Below are 21,406 nucleotides of genomic sequence, written 5' to 3'. Positions count from 1 at the left end.
TTAATTAACTGCCATATACTAATAGCAATATTTAAAATACAGACTGTTTCACCCCACTCAGGTTACTAGCGAATCAGTCATCACTCAATTTCAAATACATTATTTCATACAGCATTTTAATTGCCGGATAGCGACAAACTAATGATTGAATGTTAAAACCACTGGTATAAAAACATTCTTCAATAATCTAAGCAGATATTTTAATCGCGTTGAGTTTAAATTAAAACCCAAAAGAATTATTTATTATTGAGGCATCAGTTGAAGAGTACCGACACCTAATTCCTTTGGTGATAGATAACGTGCTTCAAATAAAGCCATCATGTCTCGTAGTTGGGGATTCCCACGAGAAGCTCCAGTTAATCCTCTAGCAATAATCAAACCGCAATATCCCTTAGTATTTTTGCAGCGCTGATTCCACTTCTGTCTCGCTTCTACATGATCTGGATCGTCATTTTCAAATTCACCAAAAAGGAATAATTCTTGATTTCGTGTTTGTAGTAATCCTAAGTCGTAATATGTACCATCGAAAGGATTGGTACCGGGATTAAAACAAATTCCACTAAGCCCGCCGTCTTTTTGAATAGATTCAATGATAATTTTCGCTTTTGGGCGAGAGGTTTGAACCAAAATTACTGGTAAACCTTCACCTACTTGTGCGATTTCTGCAACTTTGTGATATTTGGAGGTTTCTTCTAAATATTCCAACATTTCCCAAGAAATCATCCCCAAGCTTAAAAACGATTCTTGCGGTATTAAATCATCTCTTAGAGAAAGACTAGTATAGGTTGGATTTAAAGCTGTGTCCTCATCTTCATCTTCAAAATTTGACATTTCTTCCAATTCCGAAGCTAACTGTGTTTGAGTCGCTACAGTCACCGATAGCGATTTGGTAGTTGAATTTAAAGAAGATGGCAAAGATATACGATAGCGATGACTTAAAGACGGAAACAAGCCATTGCTTAAATGGACATGACGATCGCGAATAAAACGATATAAAGCTTCTAAAGCTACTAATGAAACTTTAGCTTCTTCCTCGTACAAAATAGAACGAACTCCTTCAAGGGGATGGATATTACCAAAAGTTGGATTGATTTCCGATAGGGGATAATCTGCCAAATCGGTAAATATATCTTCTTGTGCATCACCTTGTGAAGCGCGCTCAAAAGTCAAGAATAAACAATCTTGCTTAAGAAAAGCTTCTTCTAAATATTCTTGCGAAGAGTCTTCTTTTAAAACAGTAGCGCGGAAATATCTCAGAGAATCTTCAGAACGGTAAAGTAAAACTCCATACTCCATGCCTAGCATACCCATCACGGAAGCGTATAGAGTTCCAATGTCCCATTTATTAATTTCTATTGATAGGATCTGCTGTTCTTCTAAAAATTCCCAAGGTGCTAATTTCCAAATAGCAAAAGCTTTATTCCGTAATAAATTTGCGTATTGTGGAGGTAAATCTGGAATTTGATTGTCAATTACTTCGGAAAACCCGCGAAACAATTCATCAATTAACGGTAATTCGGGTATTCGATCTATAACAATATCTATATCTTGCAATACTCCGCGTAAATAAAATTGAATCTCCCGATCTTGGACTACAATTTTCTGAGGACGGGCGGGTTTTGCTGGGCTGTGGGGACTTTCTATTGCTCGCATTAAAGTACGAACGACAGCTTCTGGTCCGACTTGAGGATTAACAACATCCATCCCTCGTACAATTCCTTCGGAAGCATCAACCCAAAGAATGCATTCGCTTGGTGATTGTGAATCTTCCTCACCCGTCGTTGGTGATGAAAACGGACGGCGATCGCCTTCCCATACAGAAGGAATTTGAGGTAATTTCTTCAAACGACGAATGGTAGAGCGACTTAAACTTGTCATAGAGTAGATTTGTAACTTTTAGCATTCTGTGAAATTTTTATTTCCAGGAAAAAGAGAATTTGACCAAAATTTATCATCATCCTTGTTCCTGTATTTAAAGAGTGGCGTTACATTGCCCTTTCCGAAAAGCCGAATTCCAAAAATATTTATATACACATGTCGAGTTTTTCAATTTTAGAATAAAAACCCACTGTGATGGTGCTGTTCGCTTAACTCCTTGATTTTGATTCATCAGCTATATCCCCTGACGATAAAACTAGCTCTAAGTGCAAAACTAATGTATCGGAGTACTAAATAAGTTGACGCAAAAAAAAAGGTTATATAAAGAAATCTCAGAAAGAGCAGAACTGGCGGATAGTCTAAGGGTGAACGAGCATTTTTGTATCGCAATTGAGAAAAACGAGAGCTGCATTAATATCGCTAGAATAAGTGAAAGAACAATTACGGCTATTGTGAACCAATATGGAACTACTTTTATCTTCTAGTTCCGAACCGGAATTCATAATTACAGCCTTTTCGATGATGGTTAAACCATATTATTGGAGATATTAAACAGATGACACAAGCAACTGAGTCTCAGAAACAAGGCATTTTATTGAGCGAAGCCGCATTGCGACAAGTCAAATTATTGCAGGAAAAGCAAGGTAAGGAACTCTGCTTAAGGGTAGGAGTACGTCAAGGCGGCTGTTCCGGAATGTCCTACATGATGGATTTTGAAGACTCCAGTCAAATCAGCGATAATGATGATACCTTTGATTACGATGGTTTCAAAATTGTTTGCGACCGCAAAAGTTTATTATATCTTTATGGTTTAATGCTTGATTATAGCGATTCGCTGATTGGTGGAGGTTTCCAGTTTACCAATCCGAATGCGAATACCACTTGCGGTTGTGGTAAATCATTTGGTGTTTAAAGCAAATTGTAAAAGTACTTTGTGTTTTTTCCTAAATAGTTATTTAATTACAAAGGACTTTTGAGAAGAAGAATAATAGTTGTTTTACTATGACTCAAACGGTTGAATCACTATTTGATGAAGCTCTAGAACGTTATAAAACTGGAACAGATGCAGCCGAGTTGGTTCCTGTTTTTAAAGAAATTTGCGATCGTGCACCTCAAAATAGTGCTGCATGGACTTGTTTGTCGTGGTTATATATGCTCGATAGCAAACCAAAGCTTGCTTCTAAAGCTGCACTCAAGGCTGTAAAACTAAACCCCCAAGACCCGCAAGCAAGGGTTAATTTGGCTACAGCGATGTTAGAAACAGGTCAAAAAGGTTTGCGAGACCATATAGAGGTTGCTTCGCAGTTAATGATGGTTAATGAGGAATGGCAAGAGGAGATTAAGAATAGTATTGAAGACGGTTTGAGCAGAAAGCCAGATTGGAAAAGTTTGGCAAAAGTTAAAAACTGGCTATTCAGTTAATTGAAATCAAATAAGATAAGATTCATCTGTGGTAATCAATCCACAGATTTTTTTACCTGTGGGCCATTTAATTTCTGAGAAAGAAATGAAAGATAAATTATTGAATTTACTTAACACAGTTTTAGTTGCCGACGTTTTTCTTGTTTTAATTAGCTTTGGCTGGTTTGTTATAGCAGTAATTGGTCGCAGTACGGGAATACCCCTAGGTTTAGATTTATGGTATAGATTGTGGGAACCTCTATTTACCCCAGCTATAGGTGTATTAATGGCTGGGGCACTTCTGAGCGGTATTACTAGTTGGGTTTCTCGTAAGTTAGAAGTTCGCCAATAATTATGTAGAGTTAATTAATTATCCTTACTTAAGGATGTTTTCTAAGGCAGGCTTCAAGTCAGAATACTGATATGTAAAACCACTTTGCAGCGTGCGTTGGGGTAAAACTTTTTGACCTTCTAAAACAACTACAGCCCCATCTCCTAGCATTGCTTCAATTGCAAATGCTGGAACCGGCAGCCAAGAAGGGCGATTCATGACTTCACCCATAGTTGTAGATAATTCTGCCATGCGAACTGGCTGGGGAGCAGTAGCATTAAAGACTCCAGACATTTCGGATGTTGTTATAGCCCGCAATATTAAATTAACAATATCGTCTAGGTGAATCCATGAAAACCATTGTTCGCCACTACCGATAGGTCCTCCTGCAAACAGCTTGAATGGGGTAATCATTTTACCAAGAGCACCACCCATTCCCAGCACAATCCCAAATCTTAGAATTACCAATCTGACACCGCTATCGGTAACTTTTTGGGCTTCTGCTTCCCAATCTTGGCAAACCTGAGCCAAAAAATCTCGACCAGAAGGACTATTTTCATCAAAAGTGGCGTTCTCGCTGGTGCCGTAGTAGCCAACCGCAGAAGCGTTGACTAATACTTTTGGTTTCGTTGTACTCTGGGCAATAGCTTCAACAATTTTCTGCGTGGTTAGTTTGCGACTACTTAAAATTGATTGTTTGCGTTCTGTCGTCCACCGCCCTTCGCTGATAGGCGCTCCCGCAAGATTAACTATAGCTTCACAATTTGCGATTTCATTTTGCCAGCTACCCGAAGCAGTAGGTGTGTAAGCAGTAATTTCTACATTCGGATAAGCGTTACTCGGGAAAACCTTTCGAGCACCATCGGTATCGCGAGTTAAGACCATTATTTTCATACCCTCAGCCAGCAGTCTTTCTACCAAACGACTACCAACGAATCCTGTTGCTCCCGTAATTGCGACTTTCATCTTTTTTTTCCTGCACCAAACCACTATTTTACTTGGTTTGATAACCCGAAACTATATATTGGAAAAAAGCATAACGACTATATTGAGTCAGAATGAGAATTTTGTAACGATTGCAAAAATAAAAGAATGCTTTGTTTGACTTCGTTTGACTTCCTTCAACTCGCAGCAATGATAAATGCACAATTAATTTTGCCTAAGTACCTAATAAACCGATATCGGGCATTATGCCTAAAAAATAACTGTTTTCTTGATTAATGAATTCTAATTTCTTGGATTTTATGTAGTTAGATATTATAGGATGTACGGAGTGTTATAAGGCGTGGGGCTAATATGGCTCGCTATACCTGTTCATATATTGTTTCTCTTCCCATAGATCATCTGCAACCGCTACTTATAGAACTCTTGCAGGAATGTAACTTAGATGTGCAATACTATACATCCGATTACATTTTAGCCCGAGAGGTACCTGGTAGCGTACCTTTTTCTAAATTTGTCACCATAGAGGTATTGATTGACAAAAGTACAGCAACTGAAACGGAAACCAAAATGAGCTTAGTGTTTAAAAACGAGGAATTACCGCTCCAAGTTGATAATCACTGCCGACAAGTATTTGAGTTTATCAAGCAAGTAATTGAAGATTGCCGTCATTGGCATCTAACCGAAACTCTTGCCGGATAGTTAGTGTTGTAGCTTTTTAAGGCATTAGTTGCGGCTGGAGCAAAAGCTCGTTCACCGCAACAAATCGCCATCATATTGATAATTTAAAAATGATTATAATAGGACTTATGCAAAGCAAAATAGTCATTGCGAGAGTCACTACGTGCAGCGTTATCGGAGCGTCTCCCGAAGGGAAATTACAATCCCAGCATTTGGCGAGATGATCCTCCATACCCTGCGGGTGAATACGTCACTGTCGCATGTCCTAACGTAATGGCGCAATTACGTTATTTTTGCGTATTCTGTATAAAAATAGTCTTAAAGAATATTTAATCGGGGCTTGTACTTACAAAAACTTAGAGTACTGAAGACGGAGGGGAATAGAGACGTAGCAATGCCTTTAAATTTTCCCCATCCAACGATATCCGAGCAGCTAATCTTCTTCTGTATCTTCAGTCATACTAGGATTGATTAACGTTATGTCATATTCGCTAGCATCTGTCTGCCCAGTTTGAGTAGCATCTCTCTGGAGTAGGTAATAAATAGCACGTACCTGTGGACCAAATACGACCTCATCTTCATTTTTCAGGTCATGGGCAGGTATTTTGCTACGCCCGTTAATCATCAAACCATTGGAACTAGGTTTGCCTTTGACATCGCCATCTACAATGCGGTAATAAAATCGCTTATCATCATCATTGTCTTTAGGTAGTTTAACTAATGTTGCATGACGACGTGAGACAAACTGCGATACTAGATGAATATCGCATTCACGGTCTCTACCAATAGAATAAAGGGAGTTTTCTAAAGTAAATTCTTTACGTCCCTGGTCGTCTTCTATAATCAAGATGTGAGTTTCATTCGATTGTACTGCCATAGACTTATCGTTGCTACAATCGGTTGAACTGTCAGCAATCAAGATTCGTTTGGTATAATTTGTTCCCATTGTCGAACCATTACTCAGTGGTCAAAAGCTGCTATCTTTACAATTAATTTGGATTACAAGAGTAGAATCATAAATAATGTTTAACTCTAGAAGATTTATGCAGCTTGAGGTAGCGTTTCTTAGCATATATATGTGAGAAACCTAACACTATTCTACTGACCTAGTTTAACTTGAGATGAGCCAAACGAATATTTTTGCTAATTAATAATACCTCCAAAGGAGGATTTTAGGAATTTAGGGCAAACCTTCTTAAAAGAAGGGAGTTGGTAACTACGCTAACGGAACTAAAAGCCATCAATGCAGCAGCTCCTCCGGGATTCAGAATAAAACCGAGGCTCGGTAATAATACACCAGCAGCCAAAGGAATCCCTATTATATTGTAGGCGAATGCCCAGAATAAATTTTGACGGATTTTATTAAAGGTGGCACGACTAAGTGCAATAGCTTCTACTACATCTTTTAATTTATCTCGCATCAGCACAATTTCTGCCGCTTCCATTGCTACATCCGTTCCGGAATGCAGAGAAATACCAACATCTGCTTGCGATAAAGCTGGTGCATCGTTGATCCCGTCTCCTACCATTGCCACAAGAGATTGAGGCTGAGAATTTTGTAAAGATTGGATAACTGCTGCTTTTTTAGCTGGAGGAATACCGGCTATAGCATCGTTAGTATCTAATCCTAATTGTTTTGCTGTAGCTAAAGCTGCTTCTTGAGTATCGCCACTCAGCAACATGACTCGTAAGCCTAGAGAATGAAGTTTTTCTACAGTTGAGAAAGCATCTTCTCGTATAGTATCTTGAACGGCAATCAATCCGATAATTTCGCTTTCATTGGCTACACCAACTACGGTTTTTCCAGCTTCAGCGAAAGCTTTAAGTTGTTTTTGAAGGGTTTGGTTGATACTAATATTATTCAAGTTCAACCATTCCCAACTACCTAAAAATATTCGATTACCTTCCACTACAGCAGATAAACCAAATCCCGGCTCGGTATGAAAATCGGTTGCTGGGGGAATGGGTAATTCTCGTTCTGCTGCCGAGTCTAAAATTGCTTTTGCTAAAGGGTGTTGGCTGCCACTTTCTACTGCTGCTGCTAGCTGAATTAAAGAATTTACCGTATGTTTATCCGATATGGGAATGCAGTCGGTGACACTGGGGCTACCAGTAGTTAAAGTACCAGTTTTGTCAAAAACTATTGTTTTTAATTGATGTACCTTTTCTAAAACATCCCCACCTTTGATTAATAAACCTCTTTCGGCACCAATTGCTGTTCCGACTAAAATTGCTGTGGGAGTCGCTAATCCCAAAGCACAAGGGCAAGCTACAACCATTACGGCGATCGCTAATTTTAAACTAATTAGAATCGGGGAATAATAGGTGGGAGTTTGCTGTGTCAGATAACCACTAAAGTGCTGTGAATGTGGTGAAGGCAGCAGCACTGTTGATGTGACAATATCGTGCCAAATATTAGTACCAATAAAATACCAAAATAGAAATGTTAATAAAGCTGTAGTTAATACGCCATAGGTAAAGTAACCGGCTACAGTATCGGCTAATTTTTGAACTGGTGCTTTACGAATTTGCGCTGCTTCTACCAACCCAACAATTTGCGCTACTGTTGTATCGTTTCCAGTGCGGGTTGCTTGAATCGTTATTGTTCCTAACTGGTTAATGGTTCCCGCACTTAGACTATCCCCTACTTTTTTGGCAACTGGTGCTGATTCTCCGGTAAGCATGGATTCGTCAACAGTTGTTTTCCCTTCAATTACTTCACCATCGACGGGAATTTTGTCTCCAGGAAGAACTTGCAACCATTCGCCAATATGGACTTGTTCGGCAGGGATTTCGATTATTTCAGCTTTTTGAGCATTATCGGTGTTAGATTTGGCTATTAATCGGGCAATACTCGGTTTTAGAGATAATAATTCTTGGAATGCAGCAGAAGCACGATTCCTAGCTTGTTTTTCTAAAGTACGCCCTAGCAGAATAAAACCCAATATCATCACGGGTTCATCGAAAAAACATTCCCAGCCTAATTGAGGAAAGAATAAAGCAACTACGCTAGCAGTATATGCACTCAAAGTTCCTAAAGCAACTAAAGTGTTCATATTAGGCGCATTCCGACGCAAGCCCAACCAGCCATCTATCAAAATGGGGCGACCTGGTATAATTATTGCGACTGTAGCTAGTCCAAAATGAAACCAGATATTTTGCAATACCGGTAGCATTAACCCACCAATGTTGCCTAAATGTCCGATTCCAGAAAACAACAGCAACATTACAGCAATTATTAGTTGCTGTTTGGCAGATTGCATTTCTTTGCGCTTTTTATCTTCAGCTTCCTTTAAGGCTTGAGCTGTATCTGTCTCTCCTGGAGGTTTGCGGGGTTTGCTGGGAAATCCTGCTGTAGTTAATTCTTTGACTAAGGCATCAATGTCGATATCAAATTTTTCCGAGTCTACTACTGCTACCCCAGTTGCTAAATTCACGCTGGCTTTATCAACTCCTGGAAATTGAGTCAATTGTTTTTCCACTGCTTTGACACAGCCAGCACATTGCATTCCCTCTACATCAAGGGTAATTTTGTTTTTGGTAAGTAGTGGACTTTCAGCTTTGTTTTTTTTTGGTACCAGTTGCATGGAAATGTTCGGACTTGCTAGAAATATAAAAATGCTGCCGCTCTTCGACATGGCATTATGAAAGTTCCTACTTTGAGGGTAAGCTAAATCCGGACTTATGACAGAATGTCTGAGATATGAATTTTTGTAAAAACTAGATGTTTAGCTAAATTCTTTGTGCTTATTCCAACGCAGATAAATAAAGTAGATAAGAATACTTAACTGTATTGGAAGCATCGCAGCCTGACTTTTTAAAAATGGATTTATAGGCAAGCTAGACATTGCCAAAAAGTAACCCATGCCAAAGCAGGTAAGCATTATTAATGTGAGATTTTTAAGTTTTAACATTAGTCCTCACGAAATAGGAATATTGTGTTTTTTATTTAATTCAATCAATCTATAATCTGAGAAATTATCAGTAAATATATTTAGACTCTAATCACAGAATTTGGATCTAAAAAATATTCTTACTTATTTTTATATTTTGCAATAAAAATTTAGTTGAATTATAAAATCATTCAGGAATCCTAGCTGCTTACATATATTTGTATACTGGTTACAGTTATTTGACAGCTAGGAATAAATGTAAGACTTAACTTGCAATTCCAATCAAAAAACAAACAGAGCTAATATTACAATTGCGATAATTACGCACGCGAAATATTAAACAAAATAAAATATTTGTTAAAATTTGAATATTTGCTTAGAACCAGCCTTGTCTATTCATAAAATAAGTACCGACGAAATCATCGTGGCTTTTATTTAGATAAATCATTCCTTCAATCAAACCTACTAGCTGCATAATCAAAAAACTTAAACCGTAGGTAAAATAACCGCCAACTAAAGAAATAATTAAGGTAATTAAACCTTCTGATGCATACCCAAGAACAAACTTATGAATGCCGAATGCTCCAAAAATAATTCCGCAGAAACCCGCCATTAGTTGTTTAGTTGCATGGGAGGGAGTGAGTTTTGCCATATCGCTGCTCCTTAAGAATAAAAATATAAAATTAACTAGCTTCTTTTTTAGCAGCATCATTCGAGAAGATACTACTGCTAACTAGTGAAATTACTGTTCCCCAAAGTAAATAAACTCCTTCAAAGCTAAGCCTAAAGAAGTTTTGGCTTTCTCAGAAGTTGAGATACTCTTATTTTTCTGTATATATTTATTTCAGCAAATTGTATATCGCTGGACTCTGTTGTTCCACAACAGAGAATCTCTGAATGATAATTAATTGCAATAAGTGTCATTCAAGGACGATGCAATATTCAGTTGTACAAGTCCTTACGCAAAAATTCCGGACTAATTCAGTGCGCTACAATCACCTAGGTACCATAAAAATACGGCTTTTACAGTCCATAATTACAAGTAAAAATGGTTCTATAGAAGCATAACTAAGTATATTGTGCATTATCGCTCTGAAACTTTATTGATTTATGTACAAAATGCCCCATGATGTTTTTAATCTTAAAATAATTAAAAACAGTTTGCATCCCTACAAAGGCTGAAAATAATCAACAAATAACTATAGACTTACTTAAGTAACTAGTTATATATCTAACATATATTTTTAATTTTGCTATTCTTTTGAGCATCTATGCTCGCAGATAAAGAACTATCTACACTCACTATAGTGAATACTAATTGAAAATTTGTTACACATAATTAATGCAGATTATTTTTATTCTGACAACAGTACATTCAGGTGTCAATTAGTACTACTACCTAAAAGAAATAGGCTTAATAGAGTGCCACTATTCCATAAACTGTGTAGAAGCATGGGAGCCAGAAGATTACGCGATCGCGAATAGACTACGCCAAGGACGATCCCCAGTACTGTAAGAGGTATAACCTCTGACAAACTTAGATGAACTGCGGCAAACACAAAACTAGAAATTAGTATCGATCCCCACACTGGAAAGTAGCGGGTAAGGGAAGGGAGCAAAAATCCGCGAAATAAAAATTCCTCAAACAATGGTGCAGCGATCGCAGCGGTAGAGAAAAATATTAATAACGCTACATTGTCCTGACTTTCTAAAACTATTTGTAACAGGGGATTGCTACCGCCTTGCCCCTGCCAAAGCTGTTGATTTATCAAAGAAACAATAATAAATATAGGTATTACAGCACAATAACCACCAATTCCCCATAGGAGCCAGCTATCGTACAATCGGAAGCAAAACCAATCTTCGGGAAGCGGAAAAAATTGTTTAATTGATAAGTAAAGAACAGATAGCGAACCAAAAGCTACGAGTAAATAGCTAACTAAAACGTATAATGCTTGAATTTTTACGTTTGGGGCTGGGCGGGGAATGGGAAGAAACTGTAATACGAGGGGTACAATTAATTGCCCCATTAAGAAAAAGCCCACCACAAATACTTGTAAAATTGTTTCACCATTCCAAGGTGTTTTCCAGCGAGTCTGAGAATTTTGCGCCAGTAATGATTCTTGCCTTTTGATTATCCACTGTCCGAAAGTGAAAATCAGTAATATTACACCAATAAAGCCTCCTAATGCGGGAAGGATAGCTATACCAGTCAACTTAAGGAGGGCGTTTTCTGCTGATTTTTGCTCAATTACTTTAAGATTATTTAAATATTCTGAATTTTGTTTAATTTGGTATATTTTCTCTAAAGCGCTATGGCGAAACCAACCTTTTAGATTATCTTTGATTAATAATTCTGCTTCTTGTGAAAGTCTAGGAGATTCTTTCCATATTTGAATTAACGTTTGACTTGTTTCGCTAAGCTGAGGATTTATACTTGAATTTTTTTGTAATTTTTGCCAAGTTTCAATAGCTTTATCTTTGTTACCTTGACGTGCTTGAAGAATTCCTATGCGTAAGTCTAATTTGGCAAGTGATTCTTGTAATTGATTAGAAGTTTGCTGTAATTTTTTTTGCTCTACTAGTAAAGAAGCCTCAATGGCAGGAGAAATTTCCGATTCCGACTGTGGTGGCGTAATATTATCAGTTGATTTCGAGCGTAGTTTAGCTAGTTGATTTTGAGCCTTTTCTAAATTAGTTTCGGCTGATATACGTGCCTGTTGATATTGCTTGAGTGCCCCTTCAAGAGGTTTTACACCCAATATAGCTTTTTTGACGTTTTGCAAATTTTCCTCTTCGTCAGAGGGTTGCCATTCAGTAGCTAGCAATACGATATTAGTTTGGTATAATTCCAACTCGCTTTGAAATTGAGGTTCCTTCAAACTCCCAATTAGAGACGAGCCAGAAAATAAAATGGCTACCAAGGTAAGGAAAAATAAAACAATCCGTTTAAGCGTCATCTATATCCTCTCAATTCACAAGCTTCTTTTGGGAATTATCGCAATAAAACGTCTGTCTCGAACATATTTACCCAGAAAAGCATAGGATATTTTAATTTTGAGATGCTTTAAACAAAAGTTTTTAAACTGCTGCGTATTTAATTTAGATACAACAGGCAAGCAGAATGCACTGCAATCGCAACAACAAAGCGCCAGCTTAGTTGTAAAAAACTTCCCTTAACCTGGTATCTGTTATCTTCTACCTCGACTAATACCTTACTGGGAAGCACAGCTTAAGCTAACACAGATACTGTGCTAAGGCGATGCTGTAGGCATTAGGATCGAAGTTTTGATTTCTTCAGGTATAAAAAAGTACGGCTGCATATAAATTTGGCGAGTATAGTTTGCTGCCTCTGATTTATCCTAAATATAAAAACATCGCATTTTGGGCATCAGCTACATTTTGATAGTAATTAAGAAGCTGTTTATAAACATCATAAATAGTCTCAAATCCACTTTCTAAACCTTTGAGGTTGAATCGCTGCTGAAAATGAGTTTGAGAAAACTTTGATAAGGCTTGACTTATTTGTTTTACTTCGTCAACAGTAAGATATCTTAATAATCCATGATCGGTTTCATAGTCTATAGTCTTACCTCCTAAAATGGCATTTATTGCAGGTAGTTTATCTTGTTTATTTTTACCGGTGAGAAATGGTAAGGGACTTAAGTCATTAATTCCAGTTAAAATGAAGTGGATATTTTTCCATTGTTTTCCAATATCAAACTCTACATTTTTACCTTCTGCCAGCATTGCAGGAATGTCTGACTTCAGCTTTGCAAATTCTTGTGGCTGCTCGAATTTTAGTTTTTCTAAAGTTTGCGGTACGTAGTTAGTAGCTTCGTCAAACCACTTAGCATCTTCTGGATCGTTTAAATCGAGATTAAAATCTTGCCAAAAAGGTGAATCGGGTAAATACTGAGCATCATCAAATAATTCAAAGAAATCGGGATATTTTTGAATTTTTTTTAATAAAGAAGGAGAAACTTGCTTAAAGTATGCTTCTATTCCCATTATCAATTATCCTATTTTATTCTTGAGCTAATTTATAAATTACTTATGTAAAGCTATTTATGGCTTAGTTTTATTTTGCTGAATCGATTCATAATATCCCTTTTCCTAAAACTAAAGCTTCCTTAATAATTTTAGGTAGTAGGGTTCACAGTTCTGCAAAAGTATAAGTTAAAACCATTGCTTGTTTTAAATAGCTGATTATTTAGAAAATATATGACACAATATTCTGAATGCTTTAACTACATTATTAATATAGTATTCGTTGAGGTCAATCTCGAATATATTTTCAATAAGTTTTAAAAACTTCCAGTTATTTATAGTAGTAACAGTTCCATAAAATATATGGATATTATTACCTTATGTTAAAAAAATATTAAATATCTGTTTATATATACTTTACACTGAAATTTTTATTGATTTTAATTAGTTACAAATATCAATTAATGTTTATTCATATACAGCGGCTTACGGCTGATTATAATACAGATTTGTAGTGTTGAAATTGTTATTCGTCCAATTCTTAAGTATTTTTTATATATTAAATCTGCTACGATTCAAGCTTAAACCAATAAACTATTTTATTTATTAGATTTAGCTTATAAGAAAAATTTTGCCAACTATCGTAAAACTACATGTTAATTGGCAAAAATAATGTATAAATAAATTTCGTGAAATCTTTATTTTCCGATGCCAATACTTGCATCCATCATCAGAGTTGGTTTTGCGATAGATTCCTTTATCATCTCGTGTAATTCTGGTTTTTGAGCTTGTAATTTTTCCAAAGTCATATTTTCTGCTAAGACTTTACCATCTTGGCTATAGATAGTATAGGTTTTATTCTCATTAATTTTAATTTTTCTATTTCGAGTTTGAATATAACCAAAACCGGAAGAAGCAGAAGTATTAAGCTGGTTATTGCTATCTGAAATTAATTCAGGCTTTCCCATTACTTTCTGATGGCAAATTAAAGGAATTAAACCTATGGAGGTAGCTAGTAATCCAAAGTAGATCGATTTATTCATTTATTACCTCTTGTTGTACAAAGCAATAATCATCTACAAGCAAAAAAATATTTTTTGCTCAAAATAGCGCTTTCATTTGAGTGCAATACAGTTGAGAAACCTCACCACGGCACTTGCTACAAGTCGGCGGCACTTGCTACAACGCGGGGAACCCGCGCAACGCAGTGGCTCCCCTTCCCCTCTCCTTCCGCCAGTAGAGGGGTGTATTCTATTCAACTGAAAACTGCTATATATAAAATCATAAAAATGCGCTAAAACCATGAAATTATGATTTCGTATAGTCAATTGACTTAATTAACTAAAAGAATTATTAATATTGTTTTTGATACTCTTTGACTACCTTTTTATGATTCTTTTAGAAAATTTAAAACTCAATAACTAAAAGACTCACCTAAAATAATCTAATTAAAGAGGTATTTAGATAAGTCATATTAATTATAAAATATATTTTACGGGTAATTATTAAAATTGGTAATTCAATATCATCAATTTAACCAATCATACTATTAAAGAAATCCAAAGTTTCTTGCAAAGCTTCAATAAAAATATCGATTTCTTCGCGAGTATTATAAAAAGATAGACTTGCTCGTGCAGTACCGGGAGCATCTAAAATACGGTGCAATGGTTGAGTACAATGATGCCCAGAACGAATTGCTACACCTTCATTATCTAAAAGGGTTGATAAATCATTGGGATGGACTTCTCCTGTAGTAAAAGAAGCTAATGCGGCTCTACCATAACCTTTAACATCTGGTTTGGGGCCATAAATTTTTAGTTGCGGTATTTTTTCTAATTGCTTAAATAAATAACCAGTTAATTCTGATTCATAAGCATAAATTTTATCCATTCCAATATTACTCAGGTAATCTACTGCCGCACCTAAAGCTATTGCTTCGGCTATTGCAGGAGTACCAGCTTCAAACTTAGCTGGCAATTCTGCATAAGTAGAATATTCTAAAAATACATCAGCAATCATTTCTCCCCCACCCATAAATGGTGGCATTGCTTGTAAGTTTTCTAATTTTCCATACAAGAAACCGATGCCGGTAGGAGCGCACATTTTATGTCCAGAAGCTACCAGCCAATCGCAGTCGATTTCTTGCACGTCAACAGGCATATGAGGCACGCTTTGACAGGCATCAATTAATACTTTTGCACCTTTTTCATGAGCTAATTTGCAGATTTCTTTTACCGGATTAATACAACCCAAAGTATTAGAAACGTGAACTACCGATACCAATTTTGTTTTATCGCCAAGCAATTTTTTAAACTGTTCTAAATCAAAAGTTTCTTCTGATGTTAGTTCAACATATTTTAATACCGCACCAGTTTTTTGAGCAATCAACTGCCAAGGTATAATATTGCTGTGGTGTTCCATCACCGAAAGAATAATTTCATCTCCGGGCTGTAAATTATTCATTCCCCAACTATAAGCAACCAAATTTATGGCTTCGGTAGCATTACGGGTAAAAACTATTTCTTGACGAGATGAAGCATTGACAAATTGAGTCACTTTATCTCTTGCTGCTTCGTATGCATCGGTAGCTTTAGCACTCAGAGAATGCGCGCCCCGGTGTACGTTAGCATTGTACTGTTCGTAATAGTTACGAATTTTATCTATTACAAATAAAGGTTTTTGAGAAGTTGCAGCATTATCTAAATAAACCAAAGGTTTGCCGTTAATTTCCTGATGTAATATCGGAAAGTCTTGGCGAACTCTATCTGCAAGGGTTTTTTCTTGAGTAAAAGTCATACGATTGTGGATTTTGACAGCGGATGTTCTGAATTGGGATTAAAAATTAAATTTTTTAATCATTTATTACTTCTATCATGCTCTTAGACTACCTATATCTTTTTACCTCTTGACTCTGCGGTTTTGAAATCGGTAATCCTATCTTAGAAAAGGAGTATTTATAGACTGAGCTATAAAATCTAAGAAACCGGGTTTCTGTTGTGAAAGTATTAAAGATGATCTCACTTTACCGATCGAAAACCCGGTTTCTATAATTCCTAACCTACTTATGATTAATTCCTAACTCCTAACTTTTAGTCAAATTCATTTACTGTTTTAGTTAGATTTTTACGTAAAGAAGGAACGGGGATGTGATTAATTATCTCCGCCGCAAAAGCATTAATTAATAAATGGCGAGCGCTGTTTTCATTAATACCCCGACTTTGTAAATAGAAAATTTCATCATCTTCTAATTGACTAACCGTAGCACCGTGAGCGCATTTTACATTATCTGCCGTAATTTCTAGTTGCGGTTTTGTGTCTACTTTCGCTTGAGGAGATAGTAATAAGTTTCGATTTAACTGGGATGCGTCTGTTAATTGTGCGGGTTTGGGAACGAATATCTTACCGTTGAATACCCCATGTGCTTTATCCGCTATGATGTTTTTTTGCAATTGCTTGCTGCAACTGTAGGGATAATTTAAAGCAAGCGCGCTGTGAGTATCCGATACTTGATTGCCGGAGATGATCGTTAAACCATTAAGCGTCGTTTGAGTTTGTTCCCCTGTTTGGAAGATTTCTAAATTATGTCGCGATAATTTTCCACCCAGGTTGATGACGTTACAGGTGTACCGACTGTTGCGAGCTTGAGTAACTGCTGTTTTGCCAATATGAAACGCTTCTAAACCATCGCGCTCAACTCTGCTGTGATTTACACCTGCATTTTCATCAACCCATATTTCTGTAACCGCGTTATTTAGATAAACTTCTTTTTCTTGTTTCTTTTCTACATCTCCAAAGTGAATAAATTCTTCTACTAAAGTAACTTCGGAACCTGTTTTTGCTACTACCAAACAGCGCGGTTGAGAAATTGTTTTATCTCCAGCAGTAATAAATACTAAATGTATCGGCGTTTCTACTACCACATTCCGAGACAGCCAAATCAAAGCTAAATCGTTGATTCCGGCTGTATTCAAAGCCGTGAATACTTCTTTGTCTCCTTGTGCTTGCCCTAAATACTCTTTAACAAATTCCCCATCCAAATCCGGTAAACTAGCAAGATTGCTAACCACAACTCCATCTGGTAAATTAGCGATCGCCGATAATTCCGATTTAAATATACCGTTAACGAATACCAAACGATTTTCGCTAATAGCTGTAAAGGGGGTAGTATCTGGAGATAAAAAATTTCTATTTTCTACATTAAAATCGATTTTAAATAAAGCGGATAAATCGGTAAACCGCCATTCTTCATCTTTTTTAGTCGGTAAGAAGGAATGACGCACTCTAGAAGCAGCGCTGTCTTTTAATTCTTGCAACCAACCTTTACTTTTAGGGGTACTGACTTTATCTAATAATTTATTTAAATAAACATCGCCAGATAGCCCATTCAATAAATTTGCTTCCGTAGCAGTGGAAACTTTATCTGGAGTTACTTCTATATTCATTAGACTCCAACCTCAACACCTGCTTCTTCTAAAATCCAGTCGTAGCCACGAGATTCCAACTCTAAGGCTAACTCTTTTCCACCAGATTTAATAATTTGCCCTTTTGCCATCACGTGAACATAATCGGGCACAATGTAATTAAGCAATCGTTGGTAGTGAGTAATCATAATTGTGGCATTTTCCGGGCTAGTTAATTGATTTACCCCATTTGCCACAATTTTTAAAGCATCGATATCTAAACCAGAATCGGTTTCATCCAAAATTGCCAAATCTGGTTCTAAAAGCGCCATTTGCAAAATTTCATTGCGCTTTTTTTCCCCACCAGAAAATCCTTCATTTAAACTACGACTGAGAAAAGCGGAATCCATTTTCACAACTTCCAACTTTTCCTCTACCACATCATCGAAATCAAAAGCATCGATTTCTTCTAAACCCTGAGCTTTGCGTCGAGAATTGTAAGCTACCCGCAAAAAATCTAAATTGCTAACGCCCGGTATTTCCAAAGGATATTGAAATGCTAAAAATACACCATTTCTAGCACGCTCTTCTGGTTCCATTTCCAAAAGCTTTTCTCCTCGAAAAACCACTTCACCACCAGTCACTTCGTAACTAGGATGTCCCGCTAAAACCTTGGAAAATGTACTTTTTCCAGAACCATTTGGTCCCATAATTGCGTGAACTTCACCAGCACGCACCTCAAGATTTACACCCTTAAGAATTTGATTGCCATCAACATTTGCTGTCAAATCTTTGACTGACAGCAGCACTTTGCTATTTTCGTTAATCATTTTTCTACTACTTTCTGTTTCTAAAGAATTGTAGTAGCGCTGTAATTAATTTTGCATTTTAAATTTTAGGTTTTAGATTTAGATTTTAGATTTAGATTAATTCCTTAAATCCATTCAATGCTTTAAAACATTTTCAATTTAAAACAAAGCTTGTTGCATTTAATCCAAAATCACACCACCTGTGTTGTGAGGCGGGCAATTACAAACCTAAAATTTGCAAAGCTTCAGCGCTATTACAAAAAATACTAACCAACACTTCCTTCTAACTTCAAACTCAACAATTTATCCGCTTCCACAGCAAACTCCATCGGTAGTTGATTAAACACATCCTTACAAAAGCCGCTAATCATCATCGCGATCGCATCTTCTGTGGAAATACCGCGTTGAGAAAAGTAAAATAATTGATCTTCCCCAATCTTGGATGTAGAAGCTTCATGTTCTACTTTTCCTTTGTTATTTTGTACCTGAATATAAGGAAAAGTATTAGCGTGAGCATTATCCCCAATTAACATCGAGTCGCATTGAGAATAATTTCGCGCTCCATCAGCTTTGGGATTAACTTTTACCAAACCCCGATAGCTATTGCTGGATTTACCCGCAGAAATTCCTTTAGAAATAATTGTAGAACGAGTATTCTTACCAACATGAACCATTTTGGTTCCGGTGTCGGCTTGCTGCATATTATTAGTAAGCGCTACCGAATAAAATTCACCTACAGAATTATCCCCCACTAAAACGCAACTGGGATATTTCCAAGTAATTGCCGAACCAGTTTCTACCTGAGTCCAAGAGATTTTAGAATTCTTTCCCTTACATAAACCACGTTTGGTTACAAAGTTGTAAATACCGCCTTTACCATTTTCATCTCCGGCGTACCAATTTTGTACGGTAGAGTATTTAATTTCGGCATTATCCAACGTCACAAGTTCCACAACTGCCGCATGTAGCTGGTTGCTATCGTACATCGGAGCCGTACAACCTTCGAGATAAGAAACGTAACTATCTTCTTCGGCAACAATTAAAGTACGTTCAAATTGCCCGGTATCGCCATTATTAATCCGGAAATAAGTAGATAGCTCCATTGGGCATTTTACGCCTTTCGGAATAAACACAAAAGAACCATCGCTAAAAACAGCAGCATTCAAAGCTGCAAAATAATTATCGGCAACCGGAACTACACTTCCAAGGTACTTTTGAACTAATTCCGGGTATTCCTGCAAAGCTTCAGAAATGGAACAAAAAATAACCCCTTCTTCTGCCAACTTTTCTTTGAAAGTAGTTGCTACTGACACGCTATCAAAAATCGCGTCTACAGCAACATTCGCTAAACGCTTTTGTTCCGATAGGGGAATACCCAACTTCTCAAAAGTTTCCAACAAAGTTGGATCTACTTCATCTAAACTTTTCTTTTTAGCACTTTGTTTAGGTGCAGAATAATAAATGATATTTTGGTAATCAATCGCAGGATAACCAACACTAGCCCAATCAGGTTCGGTCATCTTTTGCCATTGACGGTAAGCTTTGAGGCGAAACTCCAGCATAAATTCCGGCTCGTTTTTCTTCGCACTAATTAAACGAATTACATCCTCGTTTAGCCCGCGAGGTATAGTATCCGTTTCGATGTCGGTAACGAAACCGTACTTGTAAGGCTGGTTGACTAAGGTTTTGACAGTGGCACTCATCGCTAATATTCTCGCTTGCTTCGCTTCTACTTACTCTCTTTAAGGATGGGGAGACGGGTTGTTAAACCTTATTCCCATATTGCGTGACTGTTAGTCACGCGGCTGTTACAATAATCATGAAGACTAAAACAACAGCCAAGTTGTTTTAATGTATCTTCATTTTACGCTAGATTAACAACAATGATGTTGTCAAAGTGAAATTTTCTTTAATATTTTTAGGACGATGATGGAAACAACCCACCAGTCCTCAACCAAACAAGATATCTTGAAATATCTACTCAAAGAGTTGCAGGCTACAGCTTTGCAACTTGCAGGAGCCTTAAAAGTAAGTCCTCAAGCGATTCGCCGTCATTTAAAAGACTTGGAGGGTGAAGAGCTAATAATTTATTCCTCCGAACAGACGGGAATGGGACGTCCGCAACATATTTATCAATTGAGCGGTAAAGGCAAAGAACGCTTGCGTCGAGAAGTTGGGGATAGCTATAGCAAATTTACTGTTTCTTTACTTGACACTTTAACAGAAACAGTAGGAAGAGACCAAGTAAGTTCGATTTTACAGAAACAGTGGGAGCGTAAAGCTGAAGAATATCGGCAACATGTAGGCAAAGGTTCCTTACATACCAGAGTGGCGACTTTAGTAGAGCTAAGGAAAGCTGAAGGTTTCATGGCTGAGTACCATCCTGTAGAAAATTCAGGCTCGGAATCAGAAGATAAATTTATTTTTTTAGAACATAATTGTGCAATTTCCAACGTTGCAGAATCATTTCCTAGCGTTTGCGGGCATGAATTAGAAATGTTTGCTGCGGTTTTACCCGATTGTACGGTAGAGCGTACTCACTGGATTATCAATGGCGAACATAGGTGTGGTTATTTGGTACAGGCAAAAAAACGGTGAACAGTTCGCAAGTAGAATGTTGTAACTTTTAATTCCCAGCGAACAGTTCATCATCTGTTTAATCACCATTATTATTGATATATATAGATATAGGCTATGGAATTTCAACAGCAACCAACAACACAGTTTTTATCTTCACAAGAATCAGCAAAAGTGGATGCTGCTTTACTTTCCTCTCCAGAAAAGTTTTTAACTAGATTGACAATTTCTTCATTAAGAGTATTGCAGCAGATAGCCAAGGAAAACAATATTGCTATTGAAGAATTGACTACGCCGCAAATCATTGCTTGGTTTGAAAAGGATGGCAAAATTAGAAGAGACGAGGGAGTGGAAGCCGCATTTTTGAAGTGGTAGCTTTTACGGAAATTAATTTTACAGAAATAAGATTTCCTAACGGGTAATTAATAACGTTGAAATTTGCAATTTTGCTTAATGGGACTCTATTGACTTAGTAGTGCCAAAAACTAGTTAACAAGTACTATT

Annotated in this window: 18 protein-coding genes; 6 read left to right on the top strand and 12 right to left on the bottom strand. The window is 36.9% G+C overall.

What is annotated here, in order from left to right:
- Positions 1–243: 243 nt before the first annotated feature.
- Positions 244–1,878 carry a hypothetical protein gene (locus RIV7116_RS33275; protein ID WP_015122751.1) on the bottom strand — a complete coding sequence of 545 codons (1,635 nt, stop codon included), beginning with the start codon at positions 1,876–1,878 and terminating at the stop codon, positions 244–246.
- Positions 1,879–2,434: 556 nt separating this feature from the next.
- Between RIV7116_RS33275 and RIV7116_RS33270 the strand changes: the two genes are divergently transcribed.
- From RIV7116_RS33270 to RIV7116_RS33260, 3 genes are all read left to right on the top strand, one after another.
- Positions 2,435–2,791, top strand: a complete 357-nt coding sequence (locus RIV7116_RS33270) for an iron-sulfur cluster assembly accessory protein (RefSeq protein ID WP_015122750.1) — start codon at positions 2,435–2,437, stop codon at positions 2,789–2,791.
- Positions 2,792–2,880: 89 nt separating this feature from the next.
- Positions 2,881–3,300, top strand: coding sequence for a M48 family metallopeptidase (locus RIV7116_RS33265; RefSeq protein ID WP_015122749.1), 420 nt, complete (start codon positions 2,881–2,883; stop codon positions 3,298–3,300).
- Between the two features lie 85 nt (positions 3,301–3,385).
- On the top strand, positions 3,386–3,631 hold the full coding sequence (locus RIV7116_RS33260; RefSeq protein WP_044291326.1) for a hypothetical protein: 246 nt from the start codon (positions 3,386–3,388) through the stop codon (positions 3,629–3,631).
- Positions 3,632–3,655: 24 nt separating this feature from the next.
- On the opposite strand, the gene RIV7116_RS33255 is transcribed toward RIV7116_RS33260, so the two are convergent.
- Positions 3,656–4,576, bottom strand: a complete 921-nt coding sequence (locus RIV7116_RS33255; RefSeq protein ID WP_015122747.1) for a TIGR01777 family oxidoreductase — start codon at positions 4,574–4,576, stop codon at positions 3,656–3,658.
- A 330-nt stretch (positions 4,577–4,906) separates the two neighbouring features.
- On the opposite strand from RIV7116_RS33255, the gene RIV7116_RS33250 reads away from it, so the two are divergent.
- Complete coding sequence (locus RIV7116_RS33250) at positions 4,907–5,254, top strand: hypothetical protein (protein ID WP_015122746.1); 348 nt, start codon at positions 4,907–4,909, stop codon at positions 5,252–5,254.
- A 412-nt stretch (positions 5,255–5,666) separates the two neighbouring features.
- Here the strand turns inward: RIV7116_RS33250 and RIV7116_RS33245 are convergent, their stop codons facing one another.
- The 10 genes from RIV7116_RS33245 to sufB all read right to left on the bottom strand — a co-directional run bounded on the left by RIV7116_RS33245 (position 5,667) and on the right by sufB (position 20,028).
- Positions 5,667–6,179 carry an FHA domain-containing protein gene (locus RIV7116_RS33245; protein ID WP_015122745.1) on the bottom strand — a complete coding sequence of 171 codons (513 nt, stop codon included), beginning with the start codon at positions 6,177–6,179 and terminating at the stop codon, positions 5,667–5,669.
- 226 nt (positions 6,180–6,405) lie between these two features.
- Positions 6,406–8,820, bottom strand: coding sequence for a cation-translocating P-type ATPase (locus RIV7116_RS33240; protein WP_015122744.1), 2,415 nt, complete (start codon positions 8,818–8,820; stop codon positions 6,406–6,408).
- Positions 8,821–9,502: 682 nt separating this feature from the next.
- Positions 9,503–9,778, bottom strand: coding sequence for a TM2 domain-containing protein (locus RIV7116_RS33235; RefSeq protein WP_015122742.1), 276 nt, complete (start codon positions 9,776–9,778; stop codon positions 9,503–9,505).
- Positions 9,779–10,508: 730 nt separating this feature from the next.
- Entirely contained in the window at positions 10,509–12,086 is a 1,578-nt protein-coding gene (locus RIV7116_RS33230; protein WP_015122741.1) for a type II CAAX prenyl endopeptidase Rce1 family protein, read from the bottom strand.
- A gap of 397 nt (positions 12,087–12,483) precedes the next feature.
- Positions 12,484–13,137, bottom strand: coding sequence for a DUF1877 family protein (locus RIV7116_RS33225; RefSeq protein ID WP_015122740.1), 654 nt, complete (start codon positions 13,135–13,137; stop codon positions 12,484–12,486).
- 677 nt (positions 13,138–13,814) lie between these two features.
- Positions 13,815–14,159, bottom strand: coding sequence for a hypothetical protein (locus RIV7116_RS33220; RefSeq protein WP_015122739.1), 345 nt, complete (start codon positions 14,157–14,159; stop codon positions 13,815–13,817).
- 490 nt (positions 14,160–14,649) lie between these two features.
- Positions 14,650–15,912: a cysteine desulfurase gene (locus RIV7116_RS33215; RefSeq protein ID WP_015122738.1), complete on the bottom strand. Its 1,263-nt coding sequence runs from the start codon at positions 15,910–15,912 to the stop codon at positions 14,650–14,652.
- Between the two features lie 293 nt (positions 15,913–16,205).
- Entirely contained in the window at positions 16,206–17,558 is a 1,353-nt protein-coding gene (gene sufD / locus RIV7116_RS33210; protein WP_015122737.1) for a Fe-S cluster assembly protein SufD, read from the bottom strand.
- Positions 17,558–18,346, bottom strand: a complete 789-nt coding sequence (sufC, locus tag RIV7116_RS33205) for a Fe-S cluster assembly ATPase SufC (protein WP_015122736.1) — start codon at positions 18,344–18,346, stop codon at positions 17,558–17,560. Before sufC ends, sufD begins: the two co-directional genes overlap by 1 nt.
- 245 nt (positions 18,347–18,591) lie before the next feature.
- Positions 18,592–20,028, bottom strand: coding sequence for a Fe-S cluster assembly protein SufB (gene sufB, locus RIV7116_RS33200; protein ID WP_015122735.1), 1,437 nt, complete (start codon positions 20,026–20,028; stop codon positions 18,592–18,594).
- 226 nt (positions 20,029–20,254) lie between these two features.
- Here sufB and sufR point away from each other — a divergent pair, with 226 nt between their 5' ends.
- Both sufR and RIV7116_RS33190 read left to right on the top strand, forming a co-directional pair.
- Complete coding sequence (gene sufR, locus RIV7116_RS33195) at positions 20,255–20,923, top strand: iron-sulfur cluster biosynthesis transcriptional regulator SufR (protein ID WP_015122734.1); 669 nt, start codon at positions 20,255–20,257, stop codon at positions 20,921–20,923.
- A 96-nt stretch (positions 20,924–21,019) separates the two neighbouring features.
- Positions 21,020–21,277, top strand: coding sequence for a hypothetical protein (locus RIV7116_RS33190; RefSeq protein WP_015122733.1), 258 nt, complete (start codon positions 21,020–21,022; stop codon positions 21,275–21,277).
- Positions 21,278–21,406: the final 129 nt, after the last annotated feature.

Origin of the sequence: Rivularia sp. PCC 7116 (genome assembly GCF_000316665.1) — a bacterium.
Taxonomy (GTDB): Bacteria; Cyanobacteriota; Cyanobacteriia; order Cyanobacteriales; family Nostocaceae; genus Rivularia.
Note: the sequence above shows the minus strand (reverse complement) of the source record. Positions and strands in the feature narration are given on the sequence as shown.

Coding starts and splice junctions, on each gene's coding strand:
- RIV7116_RS33275 (WP_015122751.1), bottom strand. CDS start 1,878: ATGACAAGTTTAAGTCGCTCTACCATTCGTCGTTTGAAGAAATTACCT.
- RIV7116_RS33270 (WP_015122750.1), top strand. CDS start 2,435: ATGACACAAGCAACTGAGTCTCAGAAACAAGGCATTTTATTGAGCGAA.
- RIV7116_RS33265 (WP_015122749.1), top strand. CDS start 2,881: ATGACTCAAACGGTTGAATCACTATTTGATGAAGCTCTAGAACGTTAT.
- RIV7116_RS33260 (WP_044291326.1), top strand. CDS start 3,386: ATGAAAGATAAATTATTGAATTTACTTAACACAGTTTTAGTTGCCGAC.
- RIV7116_RS33255 (WP_015122747.1), bottom strand. CDS start 4,576: ATGAAAGTCGCAATTACGGGAGCAACAGGATTCGTTGGTAGTCGTTTG.
- RIV7116_RS33250 (WP_015122746.1), top strand. CDS start 4,907: ATGGCTCGCTATACCTGTTCATATATTGTTTCTCTTCCCATAGATCAT.
- RIV7116_RS33245 (WP_015122745.1), bottom strand. CDS start 6,179: ATGGGAACAAATTATACCAAACGAATCTTGATTGCTGACAGTTCAACC.
- RIV7116_RS33240 (WP_015122744.1), bottom strand. CDS start 8,820: ATGCAACTGGTACCAAAAAAAAACAAAGCTGAAAGTCCACTACTTACC.
- RIV7116_RS33235 (WP_015122742.1), bottom strand. CDS start 9,778: ATGGCAAAACTCACTCCCTCCCATGCAACTAAACAACTAATGGCGGGT.
- RIV7116_RS33230 (WP_015122741.1), bottom strand. CDS start 12,086: ATGACGCTTAAACGGATTGTTTTATTTTTCCTTACCTTGGTAGCCATT.
- RIV7116_RS33225 (WP_015122740.1), bottom strand. CDS start 13,137: ATGGGAATAGAAGCATACTTTAAGCAAGTTTCTCCTTCTTTATTAAAA.
- RIV7116_RS33220 (WP_015122739.1), bottom strand. CDS start 14,159: ATGAATAAATCGATCTACTTTGGATTACTAGCTACCTCCATAGGTTTA.
- RIV7116_RS33215 (WP_015122738.1), bottom strand. CDS start 15,912: ATGACTTTTACTCAAGAAAAAACCCTTGCAGATAGAGTTCGCCAAGAC.
- sufD (WP_015122737.1), bottom strand. CDS start 17,558: ATGAATATAGAAGTAACTCCAGATAAAGTTTCCACTGCTACGGAAGCA.
- sufC (WP_015122736.1), bottom strand. CDS start 18,346: ATGATTAACGAAAATAGCAAAGTGCTGCTGTCAGTCAAAGATTTGACA.
- sufB (WP_015122735.1), bottom strand. CDS start 20,028: ATGAGTGCCACTGTCAAAACCTTAGTCAACCAGCCTTACAAGTACGGT.
- sufR (WP_015122734.1), top strand. CDS start 20,255: ATGGAAACAACCCACCAGTCCTCAACCAAACAAGATATCTTGAAATAT.
- RIV7116_RS33190 (WP_015122733.1), top strand. CDS start 21,020: ATGGAATTTCAACAGCAACCAACAACACAGTTTTTATCTTCACAAGAA.